The sequence below is a fragment of the Aminobacter sp. LjRoot7 genome, assembly GCF_964252895.1.
In the GTDB taxonomy this organism is placed as follows: domain Bacteria; phylum Pseudomonadota; class Alphaproteobacteria; order Rhizobiales; family Rhizobiaceae; genus Aminobacter; species Aminobacter aminovorans_B.
The window spans coordinates 41,325-56,222 of record NZ_CAXUPX020000002.1 but is presented as its reverse complement, the minus strand read 5'-3'; the positions used below and the strand labels follow the sequence as shown (position 1 = coordinate 56,222).

General features: G+C 59.6%; 13 protein-coding genes and 1 pseudogene. 10 read left to right on the top strand and 4 right to left on the bottom strand.

From position 1 onward, the window contains the following. Positions 1 to 533 precede the first annotated feature (533 nt). The 8 genes from ACSQ3E_RS06015 (at position 534) to ACSQ3E_RS05980 (ending at position 7,911) form a co-directional block, all read left to right on the top strand. Positions 534 to 1,418: a LysR substrate-binding domain-containing protein gene (locus ACSQ3E_RS06015; protein WP_310322902.1), complete on the top strand. Its 885-nt coding sequence runs from the start codon at positions 534 to 536 to the stop codon at positions 1,416 to 1,418. A 323-nt stretch (positions 1,419 to 1,741) separates the two neighbouring features. Then, positions 1,742 to 3,100, top strand: coding sequence for an NAD(P)H-dependent oxidoreductase (locus ACSQ3E_RS06010; RefSeq protein ID WP_310322901.1), 1,359 nt, complete (start codon positions 1,742 to 1,744; stop codon positions 3,098 to 3,100). A 24-nt stretch (positions 3,101 to 3,124) separates the two neighbouring features. Then, positions 3,125 to 3,442 carry a putative quinol monooxygenase gene (locus ACSQ3E_RS06005; RefSeq protein WP_310322899.1) on the top strand — a complete coding sequence of 106 codons (318 nt, stop codon included), beginning with the start codon at positions 3,125 to 3,127 and terminating at the stop codon, positions 3,440 to 3,442. Between the two features lie 34 nt (positions 3,443 to 3,476). Further along, positions 3,477 to 4,367: an NAD(P)-dependent oxidoreductase gene (locus tag ACSQ3E_RS06000; RefSeq protein ID WP_310323428.1), complete on the top strand. Its 891-nt coding sequence runs from the start codon at positions 3,477 to 3,479 to the stop codon at positions 4,365 to 4,367. Positions 4,368 to 4,401: 34 nt separating this feature from the next. After that, positions 4,402 to 5,394, top strand: coding sequence for a DctP family TRAP transporter solute-binding subunit (locus ACSQ3E_RS05995; RefSeq protein WP_310322898.1), 993 nt, complete (start codon positions 4,402 to 4,404; stop codon positions 5,392 to 5,394). A 98-nt stretch (positions 5,395 to 5,492) separates the two neighbouring features. Then, positions 5,493 to 6,047, top strand: coding sequence for a TRAP transporter small permease (locus ACSQ3E_RS05990; protein WP_310322896.1), 555 nt, complete (start codon positions 5,493 to 5,495; stop codon positions 6,045 to 6,047). Between the two features lie 2 nt (positions 6,048 to 6,049). Then, positions 6,050 to 7,333, top strand: a complete 1,284-nt coding sequence (locus ACSQ3E_RS05985; protein ID WP_310323426.1) for a TRAP transporter large permease — start codon at positions 6,050 to 6,052, stop codon at positions 7,331 to 7,333. A gap of 71 nt (positions 7,334 to 7,404) precedes the next feature. Continuing rightward, positions 7,405 to 7,911 (top strand): gluconokinase, encoded by a 507-nt coding sequence (locus ACSQ3E_RS05980; RefSeq protein WP_310322895.1) that lies wholly within the window; start codon positions 7,405 to 7,407, stop codon positions 7,909 to 7,911. Between the two features lie 47 nt (positions 7,912 to 7,958). On the opposite strand, the pseudogene ACSQ3E_RS05975 reads toward ACSQ3E_RS05980, so the two are convergent. Next, positions 7,959 to 8,597, bottom strand: a pseudogene (locus tag ACSQ3E_RS05975) (SOS response-associated peptidase). A gap of 485 nt (positions 8,598 to 9,082) precedes the next feature. Between ACSQ3E_RS05975 and ACSQ3E_RS05970 the strand changes: the two are divergent. Beyond that, positions 9,083 to 10,282, top strand: coding sequence for an ABC transporter substrate-binding protein (locus ACSQ3E_RS05970; protein WP_409014626.1), 1,200 nt, complete (start codon positions 9,083 to 9,085; stop codon positions 10,280 to 10,282). 202 nt (positions 10,283 to 10,484) lie between these two features. Here ACSQ3E_RS05970 and ACSQ3E_RS05965 read toward each other — a convergent pair whose 3' ends face one another. Both ACSQ3E_RS05965 and ACSQ3E_RS05960 read right to left on the bottom strand, forming a co-directional pair. Next, positions 10,485 to 10,958: a tyrosine-type recombinase/integrase gene (locus ACSQ3E_RS05965; protein ID WP_436121988.1), complete on the bottom strand. Its 474-nt coding sequence runs from the start codon at positions 10,956 to 10,958 to the stop codon at positions 10,485 to 10,487. A gap of 162 nt (positions 10,959 to 11,120) precedes the next feature. Beyond that, positions 11,121 to 12,209 (bottom strand): sensor histidine kinase, encoded by a 1,089-nt coding sequence (locus ACSQ3E_RS05960; protein WP_310322890.1) that lies wholly within the window; start codon positions 12,207 to 12,209, stop codon positions 11,121 to 11,123. Positions 12,210 to 12,522: 313 nt separating this feature from the next. Between ACSQ3E_RS05960 and ACSQ3E_RS05955 the strand changes: the two genes are divergently transcribed. Then, entirely contained in the window at positions 12,523 to 12,708 is a 186-nt protein-coding gene (locus ACSQ3E_RS05955) for a hypothetical protein (protein ID WP_310322889.1), read from the top strand. A 189-nt stretch (positions 12,709 to 12,897) separates the two neighbouring features. On the opposite strand, the gene ACSQ3E_RS05950 is transcribed toward ACSQ3E_RS05955, so the two are convergent. Further along, positions 12,898 to 14,532 carry an OmpA family protein gene (locus ACSQ3E_RS05950; RefSeq protein WP_310322887.1) on the bottom strand — a complete coding sequence of 545 codons (1,635 nt, stop codon included), beginning with the start codon at positions 14,530 to 14,532 and terminating at the stop codon, positions 12,898 to 12,900. Between the last annotated feature and the right edge of the window lie 366 nt (positions 14,533 to 14,898).

Genomic DNA, 14,898 nt, shown 5'->3' with positions numbered 1-14,898 from the left:
AGATGGAGAACGCCAATGCGCGACGGCGGAATTCGCCGCCGAAACTACGCTGTCGCCGCCGTTTGCACGCTCACTCCCACTCAATTGTTTTTGACCCAGCTAGGTTGTTGATCTAGCTGGGTTTTTTCTTATTTTCAGCACCGAATGCCGACCCATGAGCCGTCAATATCTTACGCTGTTGATTTCATTGAGGATTTGCCGAAAAATTATAATGTGAATACTTCGGCGTCTGTCGACATCAATCGCCGATTTTTGCTCGCCAGTCAGCCCCTAGAATCAAACGACTTGCACGAAAAAGTACCGTCACCCACGAACCAGTTTGGCATTGGTGTCGAAGTCCCCAAATTATCGGAAGTTCGAAATATGACGAATGGTTGCGGCAACCGGAGCGCGTCTTTGTTCCAGCGGGGCTAGAACACTGACCCTCAGAGGCGCGGTAGCACCAGCCGGCGACCTTAGCTGCATGAACCATCTCGCCAAGTTCGGTGAATCTGGATATCGCCTTGGTGTGTCGATGCTTCAGGATGGATAGTGTGCAGCTTCCTGTGCGAGCGATTTGGGTTTTCCATGCGGCGGCGCGGGCTGGAAGCATCTCGCGCGCAGCAGAGGAACTCGGCGTCACTCCTTCCGCCGTCACCCAGCAGATCCAGTCGCTCGAGGTTCAACTCGGGGTCTCTCTACTCACCAAGCTGGGACGTCGAGTGGTACTGACCGAGGCTGGCGAGTTGTACTATGCCAAGATCACCGACGAGATCGAAAGGATCGAGGAAGCAACCGGCACCATACGCGGCTACAGGTCCGTGACGACCCTCACCGTGCGGGCTACGCCGACGCTCGCCAACAAGTGGCTGCTGCCAAGACTCGGTGCCTTCCTTGACCGAAACCCGACACTCGACATTCGCCTGGACGGGACGAACGAACCAACTGATTTCAACCGCGAACTCGTCGACCTGGAGATCCGTCATGGCGATGGGCGCTGGCCTGGTTTGTTTGTCGAAGGCATGGCCGAGGAGACATTCTTGCCCGCTTGTTCGCCAAAAATCGCGGCGGCCGGAAGTCTCGGGCCCGAGGAACTGACAAGGTTCCGCCTTATCCACTCGGTGAAGTCGCAGGCTCAGTGGACGACCTGGTTCAAGCTGACAGGCGTGCAACCCGTGCAAGGATGGCGCCGAGTCCTGTTCGATCGCAGCCACATGGCCATCGACGCTGCCGTCGACGGAATGGGGATAGCGCTCGAAAGCACGATGATGATGGAGCGCGAGTTGCGCCAGGGCTCGCTGGTCTGCCCGATCGCCGAACCTCCGCCGGTCCGGATCGTCACACAGTGGATCGTGTGTCCGCGTGATCACTTGCGACAGAAGAAGGTCCGCCTCTTCCTAGACTGGCTGCGTGAAGAGCGCGCCTTAATCCCCGGATAGTCCGCAACCGACGAGCAGGTGGCAAAGACTCCCCCCCCTCAAGATACTGGTGCTGCCGCGCCATGATCGTTTAGCACCGCTAAACAATTGAGCCCGACTTCTAAATTGCGCTAATATCTCTACTCGCTTACGAATGAGCTGCTGCACACGACGAGTGTCGGCCCGCCGGAAGAGGAGCCGGGCGGAGGAGGTCTCTGAAGTTCTCGAAAAGATGCGATGCATCGTTCAGCCTCGCCAGCCCAGCCGCTGGCGAACCGACCTTCTGCGCGTTGGTTTCAGGTGGCGTGATTTTGATTTGAATTGATCGTGCGAAGGATATCGCAATGAACCTCTACACACTCCTTGCAGCGCGTGCGGATCGTGGACGTCCAGTCCGCGTCGGATTGATCGGTGCCGGCAAGTTCGGCTCTATGGTGCTTTCCCAGGCGCAGCGCATTGCCGGATACCATATGGTTGCCGTAGCTGATCTCAACGTCGTCAAGGCACGGGAGTCGATGCAGCGTGTCGGCTGGCCAGAAGAGCGCTATCGGGCAAAAAGCGCAGGCGAAGCGGTGAAGACAGGTACAACCTTCGTCACTGACGACGTGGCGGCGCTGCTTGCTTGCGATGAGATCGAATGCGTGATTGAGGCTACAGGTCACCCGATCGCGGGAACCCGTCACGCACTGGCAGCCATTGAAGCGGGCAAGCACGTCATCATGGTCAATGTCGAGGCCGATGTCATGGTTGGCCCGATCCTGGCGGAGAAGGCCCGTCAGAAGGGCGTCATCTACTCCATGGCCTATGGCGATCAGCCTGCTCTGATTTGCGAATTGGTTGACTGGGCTCGCGCCACAGGCTTCGAAGTGACTGCCGCCGGCAAGGGCATGAACTTTGAGCCGCGCTACCGCTATTCGACGCCGGACACCGTTTGGAGTTTCTTCGGCTGGACTGAGGAAGAAGTTGCCAAGGGTGACTTCAACCCAAAAATGTACAACTCGTTCACCGATGGCACCAAGGCAGCGATCGAGATGGCCGCAGTCGCCAACGGCACTGGCCTGGACTGCCCCGATGACGGCCTCGCCTTCCCGCCAGCTGGTCTCCACGACCTTGCCAAGGTCTTCCGTCCCGCAGCCGACGGCGGCCGGATGGCGCGCTCGGGCCTGGTGGACATTGCCGCCAGTCAGGAGCCTGATGGCCGCGAGGTGTTCAACAACATCCGCTATGGCGTGTTCGTGACGTTCAAGGCGCACAATGAATATTCTCGCGCCTGTTTCAAGCAATACGGCCTGCTGACCGACCCCTCCGGCTGGTACGCCTCTATGTGGCGGCCATTCCACATCATCGGGCTCGAGACTTCGGTCAGCGTGCTATCGGCTGCGCTGCGCAACGAACCGACCGGTTGCTCGCGGGAATTCCGCGGCGATGCCGTTGCGACAGCCAAGAAGGACATGCAGCCGGGCGAAATGCTCGACGGCGAAGGCGGCTACGCAGTCTGGGCGAACGCCATTCCGGCTACGCGCAGCCTCGATCTCGCCGCGCTGCCAATCGGCCTGGCTCACAATGTCAAGCTGAAGCGGCCGGTCAAGAAAGACCAGATCGTCAGCTTTGACGACGTGGAACTGGTGAACGACCTCGATGTCGTCAAGGTTCGCCGCGACATGGAGGAACAGTTCCGCCCCAAGGCAAGCGCTGCGGCTTGAGATCGGCTCGTGGGAGGAGCGATCATGGGCGAGCGCGAAAAGACACCACATTTCGTTGTGATCCCCGAGTTCCGCGTGGAACCGGACGTCATGGCGGCCTTCTTGGAGGCCGCCATGGACGACGCGAAACGCTCCTTGGCAGACGAGCCAGGATGCCAGCAATTTGACGTCGTGTGCCCGGAAGACAAGGACAACGTGGTTCTCTTCTACGAGGTCTACGACGACCGGGACGCGTTCGAGGTGCACTTGCAGACGCCGCATCTGAAGCGGTTTCAAGCTGCAATGCAATCGCTTGGCGTCGAGGAAAGCCAAGTCCGCTTTGCGGCAAGGGAGCCCCTCTAGGAAAGACTACATCCTGGCGTTGGGAGGCGCTGGCATGAGCAAACATTCTCAACGTATCGGTTTCGTAGGCACAGGCATCATGGGTGGCCATATGGCTCGCCGGCTGGCCGAGGCCGAATTTCCCGTGATGGCCTGGAACCGCAGTTCGGCCAAATCCGAGGCACTTGCCCCCTATGGCGTTTCAACTGCATCGTCCGCGGACGAGGTTGCGCGCGATGCCGATATCGTCATCTGCATGCTGAGTTCCGGACCGGTTTGCGACGAGGTCCTGTTTGGCAAAGGTGGTGTTGTCGCAGCGATGGTGCCCAGCACCACTCTGGTCGTGATGAGCTCCATTCCTGTCGCCACAGCTCAAGACCAGGCGGCGCAGGCGAAGCAAAAAGGCATCCGTTATGTCGATGCTCCGGTGTCAGGCGGTGAGACGGGCGCTCGGGAGGGTACGCTCGCCATCATGGCGGGCGGCGCTGAAGCGACGGTCCACGAGTTGATACCCGTCCTGACCCATCTCGGCCGTGTCACGCATGTCGGGCCGGCGGGGTCGGGCTCACTGGCCAAGCTCGCCAATCAGCTCATCGTCGCAAGCAATATATGCGCGGTCGCCGAGGCCTTGCTTCTAGCCGAAAGGGGTGGCGCCAGCCCAGCAAGAGTGCGAGAGGCCCTTTCAGGCGGCTTCGCTGACTCGACTGTGTTCCGCCAACACGGTCGACGGATGATCGAAAGCGATTTCGAACCTGGCGGTCCGGCGAAATACCAGGTCAAGGACACCGGTACAGCTTTGGAGCTTGCTGGATCGCTCGGGCTACACCTGCCGGTCGCAACAGAAGTCGACCGCATTTTCCGCAGTCTGGTGGACCATGGCGGCGGCGACCTCGATCACAGCGCTGCCATACTGGAATTGAGGCGCATGAATCCGGTCGCGCAATGAAACAGATCTGACAACAATCAAGGGAGGATAGGTTATGAAAATGAAACTGATCGGCTCGCTCGTGGGCGCGCTGCTTCTTTCGGTCGGCGCAAGCCAGGCAGAGTCTCTGACGCTTTCGACGCCCGACGCCGACACTTCGGAAATCACACTCGCTGCGAAACATTTTGCCGAACTCGTCAAGCAAAAGACCAACGGCGATCTTGAGATTCGCGTCTTTCCCAACGGTACGCTGTATGGCGGAGATCCATCAGCGGGCGTCAAACAGCTCGCCGGCGGCTCGCTCGACATGCTGTTGAACGCGACGTCGCTCTACGCCACCTTCAATCCGAAATTCACCGCGATTGCGGTGCCCTACCTGTTCAACGACGTGACCCAACTCAGGGGATTTCTCGATGGAGAACCCGGTAAGGAGCTCACAGCCGAACTCGACAAGATCGGCATCAAAGGGCTCGATCTTTGGTCGCGGCCGCTCAGGCAGATCACAAATTCGAAGCTGCCGATCACCAAGCCGGAAGACCTCAAGGGCATGAAGCTGCGGGTGCCCAACAATCCGCTCTGGGTCGAATTCTTCGGTGCGATGGGCGCGGCGCCGACGCCCATGGCCTTCGCCGAGGTCTACAATGCGCTGCAGCTCAAGGTCGTCGACGGACAGGAAAACCCCGTCAATGTACCTGTCAGCGCAAAGCTCTACGAAGTCCAGAAATACCTCACCATCAGCAACCACATCGCCGATGCTTGGGTGGTGGGCGTTAATCCCGCACGCTTTGAAGGGTTGTCGGACGCGCACAAGAAAGCGCTGCAGGACGCTGCCGTGGAAACCGAGGCCTGGAAGGCCGAAAACGATGCCGCCGATATCGAAAAATCGATTGCGACGCTGAAGGAAAAGGGTGTGGAGGTCAACGAGTTGACGCCAGAGCAGCGCGAGGCCTTCATTGCCGTCTCGCAAAAGCTTGCTCCGACCTTTGCGGGCCTCGTCAAGGACCAGGCATTCTTCGACCGCACCCTCGCTTTCGTCGGCAAGAACTGACGGGTCGGGCCACCGCAGTGACCTCCGGAGGGGCGGCCATGTGTCGTTCCCCGAATGGCACTGCGGATGTTCCGGACCATTTCGCAAGGACTGTTCAGATGAACTCCAAGGATCCCCTGTTCGGCCGCGCCGTCAGGCTGGTAGCCGACGTCGCCGCCGGTGCCGCATGTGGCGGCATCCTGATCGTTGTGCTCATGCAGGTGACAGGCCGCCTGCTCGGCCGGCCTCTGCCCTGGACCGAGGAGGCGACCCGCTTCCTCTTCATCTGGATGGTCTTTCTTGGGCTTGCCGCCGGTTTCCGGACCGTGGAATCGGCGCGCGTCGTGGTCTTCATGGCCATGGCCCGTGGTTTGTTCCGCCATATTGCCGTGCCGATCTATGTCGTCTCTTCTGTGACGTTCTTCCTCATCACGGGATGGACCGGCATCACGCTCGTTCGCCAGCAGATCATGATGAACGAGGTCGCTGCCACCTTGCCTTTGCCGATGTGGGTCATCGGGCTCGTAATGCCGGTGTCTTCGGTCGTCGCCATCCTGGCCATCATCGAGTCGCTCAGGACTCGTCGCGAATTGATCGCGTTGCCGGAGCCCGGCCTTCCCCCCGGTGAGATCGCCCATGCCGACATCAATATGACTACGGGAGCAAGACCATGAGCATGAGCCTCTTCCTGCTGATCATCTTCTTCGTCATGAGCATGTTCGGGGTACCGCTGGCCATCGCCTTGGGACTGGCCGGTGTGGCAACTCTTTTGCTGTTTACGCCGATGCCGTTCGATCTCCTGACACAGACGATGTTCTCATCGATGAACTCGTTTCTGCTCGTTGCTGTTCCACTGTTCATTCTCGTCGGCGCCGTCATGGAGCGAGGCAGGGTTGCCGAACGTATCTTCGACTTTGCTGAGGCGATCGTAGGCTGGCTTCCTGGCGGTCTTGGCCATGTCAACGTTATCTCGTCAGTCATATTCTCCGGCGTGTCCGGTTCGTCCGTGGCCGACATTGCCTCAGTCGGCGCGATCGAGATCAAGGCGATGGAGCGTCATGGCTTTCCCAAGGGCTATGCGGTTGGCATGACGCTTTGCACCGCAACCCTGTCTTCGATCATCCCACCCTCGATTCTCGTCGTCATCGCCGGTTCGATCGCCAACGTTTCAATCGGCACCCTGTTGGTCGCAGGCCTGGTGCCGGGCCTGTTCATTGCCTTCGCTTTCATGGTCTTCAATCATTTCTACTCGGTGCACTATGGCTACAATCCACCCTCGCCATTTGTGCTTCGCACCGTGATCGTCACCGGCCTTCGAGCCATCCTTCCCATGTTGACGCCAGTCATTCTGGTGGCCGGCATTGCCAGCGGTGCCTTCACGCCAACCGAGGCGGCGGCGGTTGCGGTTGTCTACGTGCTGGTGCTGGCGATGCTGGTCTATCGCACCATTCCGTTGTCCGCCCTTCCCGAAATCCTGATCTCAACCGCGCGTCTCTCGGGCACCATCTTGTTCATTGCTGCTACCTCGCAGCTTGCGGCATGGATATTCGCTTTCGAAGGTCTGCCAGACAAGGTTGCTGTTCTCCTCGATGCCATGAGCGTAGGGCCGGTGTCCGGACTGCTTGTCATTTTCGTCTTCCTGTTGATCATCGGCATCTTCATGGAGGCGATCCCGGCGATGTTCATCCTCATACCGGTGCTGATGCCGCCGGTGATGTCTCTCGGCATCGACCCTATCCACTTCCTGGTTGTTGCGGTGATGACACTGACGCTCGGCCTTGTGACACCGCCAGTGGGTGTCTGCCTGTTCGCAGCCGCTCAAGTAGCCAATATGCGTGTGGAAGACGTCATACGCGGCTCGCTTGCGCCAATGGCAGTTCTCACGGTGGCAATCTTCCTGCTCGTCCTCTTCCCGGTGTTCACACTCGGACCGATCCGGCTGCTGGGACTTTATCCATGACGCCGAGTAGTCCCAGGCCAGTAAGCTCTGACGAGCCAAGAGCCGCCGTCCCTTCTAGATACCTTGTCGTCATGGGTGTGGCCGGGACGGGCAAGAGTGAGATCGGACACCGGCTTGCCAAAATTCTTGGGGGCGCCTTTGTGGAGGCCGACCAATTCCACAGCAAGGAAAACGTGGAACGGATGCGAAATGGCATCGGCTTGACGGATGCCGATCGCTGGCCTTGGCTCGCCACCGTTTGCGATGCTGCAACTGCAGAAACGGGGCAGCCGGTCGTGATCGCCTGCTCGGTCCTGAAGCGAAGTTACAGGGATTTCCTGCGGCAGAGACTGGGCAACGTCCAGTTTTTGTTCCTTCACGGATCAAAAGACTTGATCAATTCAAGGCTGCTGGCCCGCAGAGATCACTTCGCATCGGCCTCCCTCCTGGAAAGCCAATTCCAAGCCTTGGAACCTCCTGCCGCTGATGAGAAACCGATCTGGTTGGATATCGCCGAGGAACCAGCAGCGATCGTAGCCGACGCAATCGACGCACTCGGCGTGTGGCTGGCAACGCTCTCCGAAGCCATTCGCCCCTAGAGCGTCGCGGGTCATACCGTTGTTCGACCGCCGTGAGGCGAGAAAGACTAGATGTCGTCGAGCGTGTCATTCTTCGGCGAACCGACCTTCCTCGAGATCGGCCAGATCGTCGTGAGTTCGGATGGAAACGGCCTCATTAGGTCTGCAGTATCGGCCTCCGGACCGATCCAACGGGCATAGTCCGTCGAGGCCAGTATGACCGGCATCCGATCTTGGATCGTCGCCATCAGGTCGTTGGGCGCGCAGGTGACAACAGAATATGTGCGAACAAGCTCGCCAGTTGATGGGTTGCGCCAGATGTCGAAGATAACGGCCAATGCGAAGGGCGAACCGTCCTTCATCGCCATCGCGTAGGGCTGTTTCTCCTTGCCTGTGCCGTGGATGTCCTTCCACTCGAAATAGCCGTCGATCGGTATCAGACAGCGCTTAGAGGCATAGGCACTCTTGAACATGCCGTTGGTGGCGATGGTCTCGGAACGGGCATCGGCCGGGCGGACGACCCGGGCTGGCCTCCTTCTGCCAGGCTGGCACCAACAATTTCGCCGACACGAACAGGCGCTGCCCTTCTAGGCCTCGTCCTGAATGATGATCGGGTACTTCAGGCTCGGGGCGCCATTGTAGCGAGGAAAGCTGTTGTCGAGTGCGCCGACGGCAGTAGGGTCTGCAAAACTGAAGCTCTGCACCATCTCGGCAAGGGTCGATTTACGAAGGTCCCTGCGCAACTACTAACCCTTCTTCTGCAAGGTGGCCACGCAGGGCATTGTCCGTCTGTGTGCGCTGCCGCTCCAACAAAGCGCGCACTTGCCCATGACATCAAACGGGGGCTTTCCGCCATGGGTCACGGCGACGACTGCAACGGAGCCGCCACCTCTCGGGTGGCCACCGCTCCCGCGATTACGTCATGTTCATTCTTCGCCCCCTTTGCAGCCGTTGCTCCATTTTGAATTGCGTCCTGGTCTTGCGGTCATCACCGCAGCTCTGCTCGTGGGACTGCATATCGCGCACTCCCTACATATGGCATAGTGGATCATAGGACGTCGCGAACCCGCTTCTCGCTCCCACCTTCAAGACCGCGGTCGATGCCAGAAAATCGACGCGGAGGAACTTGCATCGAACGCAAGCCGATGGAGGAAAACGAACCATGAAACATGGATCGACAGACGAACACACAATGGGGCTTGAACCTGCCGCTGGTCAGCGACCGCTGAGTCGCCGTGATGCGCTCAAGGTAGCAGGTCTGGCCGGAGCCGCCGCCCTATCAACGGGTGCCGTGTCGGTTTGCGACGCCCTGGCGTCCGCCGATGCAATGGAAGACCTGGTTGCCGCTGCCAAAGCAGAAGGGCAGCTTACCGTCATGGGGCTGCCGCGCGACTGGGGCGCATATGGCGTCTTGATAGACAGGTTCAAGGCGAGATACGGTCTGACAATCAACGAACTCCGGCCCCGTGCCAGCTCAGCCGTTCAGATCGAGGCGATCAAGGCAGGGCGAGGCAAGACCGCCCTCCAAACACCGGACATAGTCGACCTTGGCATGTCCTTTGCTTCATCGGCAAAGGGGGACGGCTTGTTGCAGCCGTACAAGGCGTCAACGTGGGACACAATCCCGGAAGCGGCCAAGGATGCACAAGGGCATTGGTATGGCGGCTATTACGGAGTCCTTGCGTTCGAGATCAACGCTGACCGGGTGACCAAGATGCCGCGGGATTGGGCGGATCTTGCCGCGCCGGAATATAGGAACTCGGTCGGCCTCGCAGGCAATATTTCTTCAAATCAAGCGATCCAGAGCGTGTTCGCCGCAGGCTTGTCAGCGGCGAAGGGAGACGTCGAAGAAGCCGCGGATCAGGGTCTGAAGTTCTTCGCCGATCTCAATGATAACGGCAATTTTGTTCCCATTATCGGCGATGCCAACTCGATTGCTGACGGCCGCACGCCGATCCTCGTTCGCTGGGACTACCTCGCGCTTGGCGACCGCGACCGCCTTAGAGGGGCAACGAGAATCGAAGTCATCAGGCCAAGGACCGCCGTCGTTGCGGGTGTCTATGTCCAGGCGATCAGCGCCTATGCTCCGCATCCAAACGCTGCTCGGCTATGGATGGAGTATCTGTGTTCAGACGAGGCGCAGCTCGCTTGGTTGAAAGGCCATTGCTATCCTATCCGGTTCGCAGACCTCATGCGCAATGGAAAGGTCCCTATCGAGTTCCGGGGAAGCCCCCAACAGCCCAGCCACAAAGGGCACGATGTCGACCCGGTATTTCCGACCCTCAAGGATCAGGAGAAGGCTAGAGACATCATCACCAATGGGTGGGACGATATCGTTGGCGTCAAGGTGCAGTGCCTGCCTCCTGAGGAGTACCTCGTCCCGATGTCCTAACAACATGGCTTACGAAGCGCCGACTCCTCAGCAACCAATTTGACGTCAGCAACGGCCTCGCGCCAAGGCCATCTGTAATGCTGACCATTACCGATGGCCAGCTCTGTGGCGCTGTCGGGCAGAATAACAGCTACGACCTCGAGCGGCGGATCACCAAAAGCGGTGACCGGCAACGTTGTTGCGTTCCGAAACGCAACCAGCATCAATGCGAAGGTCGCCGCGTGGGGCCCGGCGACCGCATGGATCGTCCTGGTCGAGACCTTGGTGTAGAGAGCGTGGTCGTATCGAGCTTGTTGTGGCCGAGCAGCGCCTGGATAACGCGAATGTCGACGTCTTGTTCGAGCAGATGGGTAGCGAAGCTATGCCGCAGCGTGCGCGGGCCGACGCGTTTGCAGATGCCGGCGACTTCGGCTGCCTCCTGAACCGCGCGATGCAGTTGCCGCCAAGAGATCGGATCGGCGCAGCTGCGCCCGGGGAACAGCCAGCCATGCGGGAAGATCACCCCGCGGCGCTTGCCCTTCGCGCCACCAAGGCCGCAGCAGTCCAGCAGCCGCGGCAAGAGCGCGGCGTTGCGATCCTTGCGACCCTTGGCTTGCTCAACGCGGATCAGCACGCGCGTGCTGTCGATGTCGTCGACCTTGAGATGAGCGACCTCGGACACCCGGAACAGCGACATAAGCGGCGCCGAGTCCGGCCTTGTACTTGATGCCTAGGGCTGCTTCGAGCAGCCGCGCTGCTTCCTCCACGCTCAGCACGTCGGGTAGCTTGCGCTGATATCGGGTGATTACCAACGCACGTGCCAAATCCCGCCGCTTCAGCGTCACCAAGACTGAAGGCGTCAGTTCGCTGCGGCAGCCGCCGACCGTTTGAAAACGATGGTTACCTTGGTTCCCTCCGTAGCACTTGAGTTGACCTCGAATTCCGCCTTGGCGTTCTCAGTCAACGAGTGCGCAATCAGCGCGCCCAGCTTACCATGCTTGGGCCAGCTCTCCCCTTCAGGCAGTCCGATACCGTTGTCCGCAACGGTGATCTTGCAACCATCGCCGTTCACGATACTGTGTAGGATTATTGTGCCACCGTCACGCCCACGAAAGGCATGTTTGAGCGCATTGGTCAGCAGCTCGTTTACCACCAAGCCTGTCGGCATGGCGACGTTAATCGAGACCGGATAGGTATCCACCTTCATGTCGAGGCGAATACCCTCGACCGCATGCGAGGTCATCACCGCTGACGCGATCTGGCTGAGATAAACGCCGAGATCGACCTCATCCTTCTGCTCGTCATCGGACAGCGTCTGGTAGAGGATGGCGAGGGCGTCGACGCGGCCGGCGAGCCTCTCGAAGCGCTTCTGGTCCGGCTCGGTAGCATTTCGGGCTTCCAGACGAATCAACGCGGTTATCATCTGCAAGTTGTTCTTCACGCGGTGCTGCAACTCGCGCAATAACGTGTCCTTTTCGCGCACGCGCTCTTCGACCGAGCGCGGATCCTCAGTCTCGCCATGAGCCGACACGTCGACAAGCGCCACCAGCCGAAAGCAGACTTTGCCGTTGTCGTCCTCGATAAGATTGGAATAGACGTCGATAAGCGCCTGCTTATCCTCGTCGCGCTCCAGCCGGAAGGTGCCAACGAAATCGGTTTCCTCGATCACGGCCTTCGCCAGCGATCGGTCCTGTTGCTGGTGGAGGCCAACGCCGGAAAGTGCGGACCAGTTTTGCCGCGTAAGGCCGGCCGCCGTCAGGCCCGAGAGTTTTTCAAACTCCGGATTGGCATAGACGACGCGCTCCTTCGCCTTGAGGTCCGAGACCGCTATGGCAATCGGCACCTGATCGAGGAATTTCTTGAATTGTTCGCTTTCCAGCGCAGTGGCAAGGTCTGGTGTATCGAACAGTTGCTCGACAGCCTCGGGTTTATCTGTATCTGATGTCATCTGCCGCGCCCGTGCTGGAAATAGGCGACATCAATACCAGCGATACGATGCTCCCGCTATTGACAAAGCAAAAGGCAGCAAGGCCCCCCGGTCAGGGCTAGGAGGCCTGGTGTCGCGGAGCGGCAGGACCATTGTGAAATACAGGTCCTCGCGGGCGCAATCCAGTTCGACTTTTCCGTGGCATTGCAGGAAGATCGGGAAGGGTTACGGTGGATGTTTCCCGCGCGTCCAAGAGCGTGCCTTATATAAGTCGTCCGTTTCGCTCCGATGCCACTGCGCGCTAGAGAAAAGCGACTGAAAAGGAACGTCAACGATGACCTACACGCTGATTTGGTACGGTAAAAAGGGCATTGTGGAGAAAGTCCCGGTCGACGCAGAGAAGGCCGCGCGGGACCACGCGCTGGCGGCCTTCTCCGGTAGAAAGCAGAAAGGTATCGTAGCGGTGGAGGTGCGGAAGGGCGACCGAACGGTTGTGTTCAGCCAAGCTGGCACCAATTAGATCGTTAGCCCATGGACAGGTCGTCAGCCGCCGATCTTCACTGTTCGCCTATCTGTCGGTGCTCTAGCATCTGACGGAACTGCGACTTCAGGGGTAGGCTGGATATCCGTCAGGATTACATCGGCGCTGTCCTAGGTCGATGGCCTGTTGGAACCCGCGGCTCGTTGTCAAGCCGCGGGTAATGTGGACTTATTTAGCTGCTGCCACAGGCGCCACCAGCGGCGTGATGCGACGGACAGCAACGCGCCGATTTTGGCGGTTGGCTTCCTCGGTGTTCACCTTGAGATATTGCTCACCATACCCCTGTGGCGCCAAATTCTCCGGCGGGATTGCGAAGCTGTTCGTGAGCGCCTCGGCAACGGCTTCCGCACGCCTGTCCGATAGGGCCAGGTTATCGAGGTCGGAACCCACGGCATCGGTGTGGCCTTCGATTAGGAAGGTTTCCGCGGGGTTCTTCTCAAGCAGCCTTTCCATCGCCTTCGCCACACCTTCCAGCTTGACGACCTCGCTCTGAGGGATTTCCGCGGAACCAAACTCGAAGGTCAGGGTGTCGAGGTCGACGCGCCGGGCAATATCGCGGATACGAGCTGAGCGCTTGACCTCGTCGATCGAATAGAGCCTTTGCACCCGTTCCACGGGCGGTTTTTCAAGGAACTCATAGTAGTCATCCGCTTCCTCGACCTGCGCTGCCACCAGGATGTATTCGTTGACGGGAATGGTTAGACGGATCGGTCCCAAGTCGAGACCCGGATCGCGCCAGTCCCCGACACGATCGTAGTTACGCTCATCGACATAAACGAGCACGTATTCGCGGCCATCTGGGCTAATGCGCGAGCGGCGAATGACGTCGCCATATCGATTGCGGATAGTGACAATCTGCGTCCCGTTCTCGCGCACAATCGTTTCGCGTGTCCGTCCGCGCGGCAGGTCCTCGTAGTAGACCTCGCGCGCGCCGCGAGTCATACGCGGCCGATCGTTGCTCTCGACGATCACCTGATTGTTGATCTGGATGATGATGCGGTCGCCAATCTCGCGCACGACATCGGCTCCTTCCGGTCGTTCGCGGCGGCGCATATCTTGGTCGGGCGCTCGCTCGACGCGAGTGCCCTTTTCGACCGTCACCGCCTGGATCTCCGCTGGCTGGGCAGCTTCGGTGGCGGCAGCGTCGGAAGTGGGCGGCGGCCCCTGATCGACCGGTGCAGGGGCCGGCTGAGCTGCCTTGTCCCCAGGCTGGTCCGATTGGCTAGCGCCGTCCGACGCCGGGGCTTCCTTTTGGCTGTCAAGGAGTGGTGCAGCATTAGGGTCAGCGGGCGTTTCGCCCGATTGCGGAGCCTGGTCACCAGTAGCCGGCTGCACAGGTTCGGTAGCCGGCGCCTTCGGAGCTGGTTGTTCACCGGCAGGCTGTTCGGGCTGTGGCTGATCAGACGGAACCGGCGCGGGTTCAGCCGCAGGCGCCTCTGGCGCTGGTTGTTCGGCGGTAGGCTGTTCGGGCGGTGGCTGATCAGACGGGACCGGCGCGGGTTCGGCCGCGGGCTGATCAGCCGCCGGAGCTTCCGGCGACGGCGTTGCCGGCGCTTCAGGCGCCGGGGCTGTCTCCGGCACCGGGGCGGGCACCTTTTCAGCTGGAGCCCCTTGCTGCAGGCGCAATGAACACGCTTCTGCCGTCTCGCTCTCGAGGCAATCGGCTTGAACCAGCATCCCCTGTGTTGTCGTCAAGTTCGGTGTAGCTGCCAACTCGTTGCCATTCGGCATAGCACCCGATTGCGAAGATGCCATTAGCAAACTAAGTGCAGTCCCCGCCAGAATCCTGGGGTGGAATTTCATGATCAATCTCCAAAAAACAGGTCCCATCCGTGTCGTAACATCTCTCTGACGCGTTTGTTCCGCTGGACCGAATAGGCATTCCTATCGAATTATTAGTTTGCAGCGCCGTTCCACCCAAACACTGCTTAAGCCGCCGGTCGCGAATTTGCTCCGACATCGTCCCAGCAGTGTCGCCCTATCAGACGCGCTGATGTATCCGCTTTATGCGCTGCTTGTTTTGATGCGGCCAGAACAGGCATATCCGGCCGTTTGGCTCTTAGTGCCACGTCGTCCGATGTGCGCCACATGAGAGGCGTAGAGATCAGTTGCCGTTGCCCGAAACCAGACTGGAAAAGCACGATAGGCTGCAGCAGTATTATGACCATG

Coding starts and splice junctions, on each gene's coding strand:
- ACSQ3E_RS05955 (WP_310322889.1), top strand. CDS start 12,523: ATGACCTACACGCTGATTTGGTACGGTAAAAAGGGCATTGTGGAGAAA.
- ACSQ3E_RS05970 (WP_409014626.1), top strand. CDS start 9,083: ATGGGGCTTGAACCTGCCGCTGGTCAGCGACCGCTGAGTCGCCGTGAT.
- ACSQ3E_RS05985 (WP_310323426.1), top strand. CDS start 6,050: ATGAGCCTCTTCCTGCTGATCATCTTCTTCGTCATGAGCATGTTCGGG.
- ACSQ3E_RS06005 (WP_310322899.1), top strand. CDS start 3,125: ATGGGCGAGCGCGAAAAGACACCACATTTCGTTGTGATCCCCGAGTTC.
- ACSQ3E_RS06010 (WP_310322901.1), top strand. CDS start 1,742: ATGAACCTCTACACACTCCTTGCAGCGCGTGCGGATCGTGGACGTCCA.
- ACSQ3E_RS05995 (WP_310322898.1), top strand. CDS start 4,402: ATGAAAATGAAACTGATCGGCTCGCTCGTGGGCGCGCTGCTTCTTTCG.
- ACSQ3E_RS05990 (WP_310322896.1), top strand. CDS start 5,493: ATGAACTCCAAGGATCCCCTGTTCGGCCGCGCCGTCAGGCTGGTAGCC.
- ACSQ3E_RS05965 (WP_436121988.1), bottom strand. CDS start 10,958: ATGTCGCTGTTCCGGGTGTCCGAGGTCGCTCATCTCAAGGTCGACGAC.
- ACSQ3E_RS06000 (WP_310323428.1), top strand. CDS start 3,477: ATGAGCAAACATTCTCAACGTATCGGTTTCGTAGGCACAGGCATCATG.
- ACSQ3E_RS05980 (WP_310322895.1), top strand. CDS start 7,405: ATGGGTGTGGCCGGGACGGGCAAGAGTGAGATCGGACACCGGCTTGCC.
- ACSQ3E_RS05950 (WP_310322887.1), bottom strand. CDS start 14,532: ATGAAATTCCACCCCAGGATTCTGGCGGGGACTGCACTTAGTTTGCTA.
- ACSQ3E_RS05960 (WP_310322890.1), bottom strand. CDS start 12,209: ATGACATCAGATACAGATAAACCCGAGGCTGTCGAGCAACTGTTCGAT.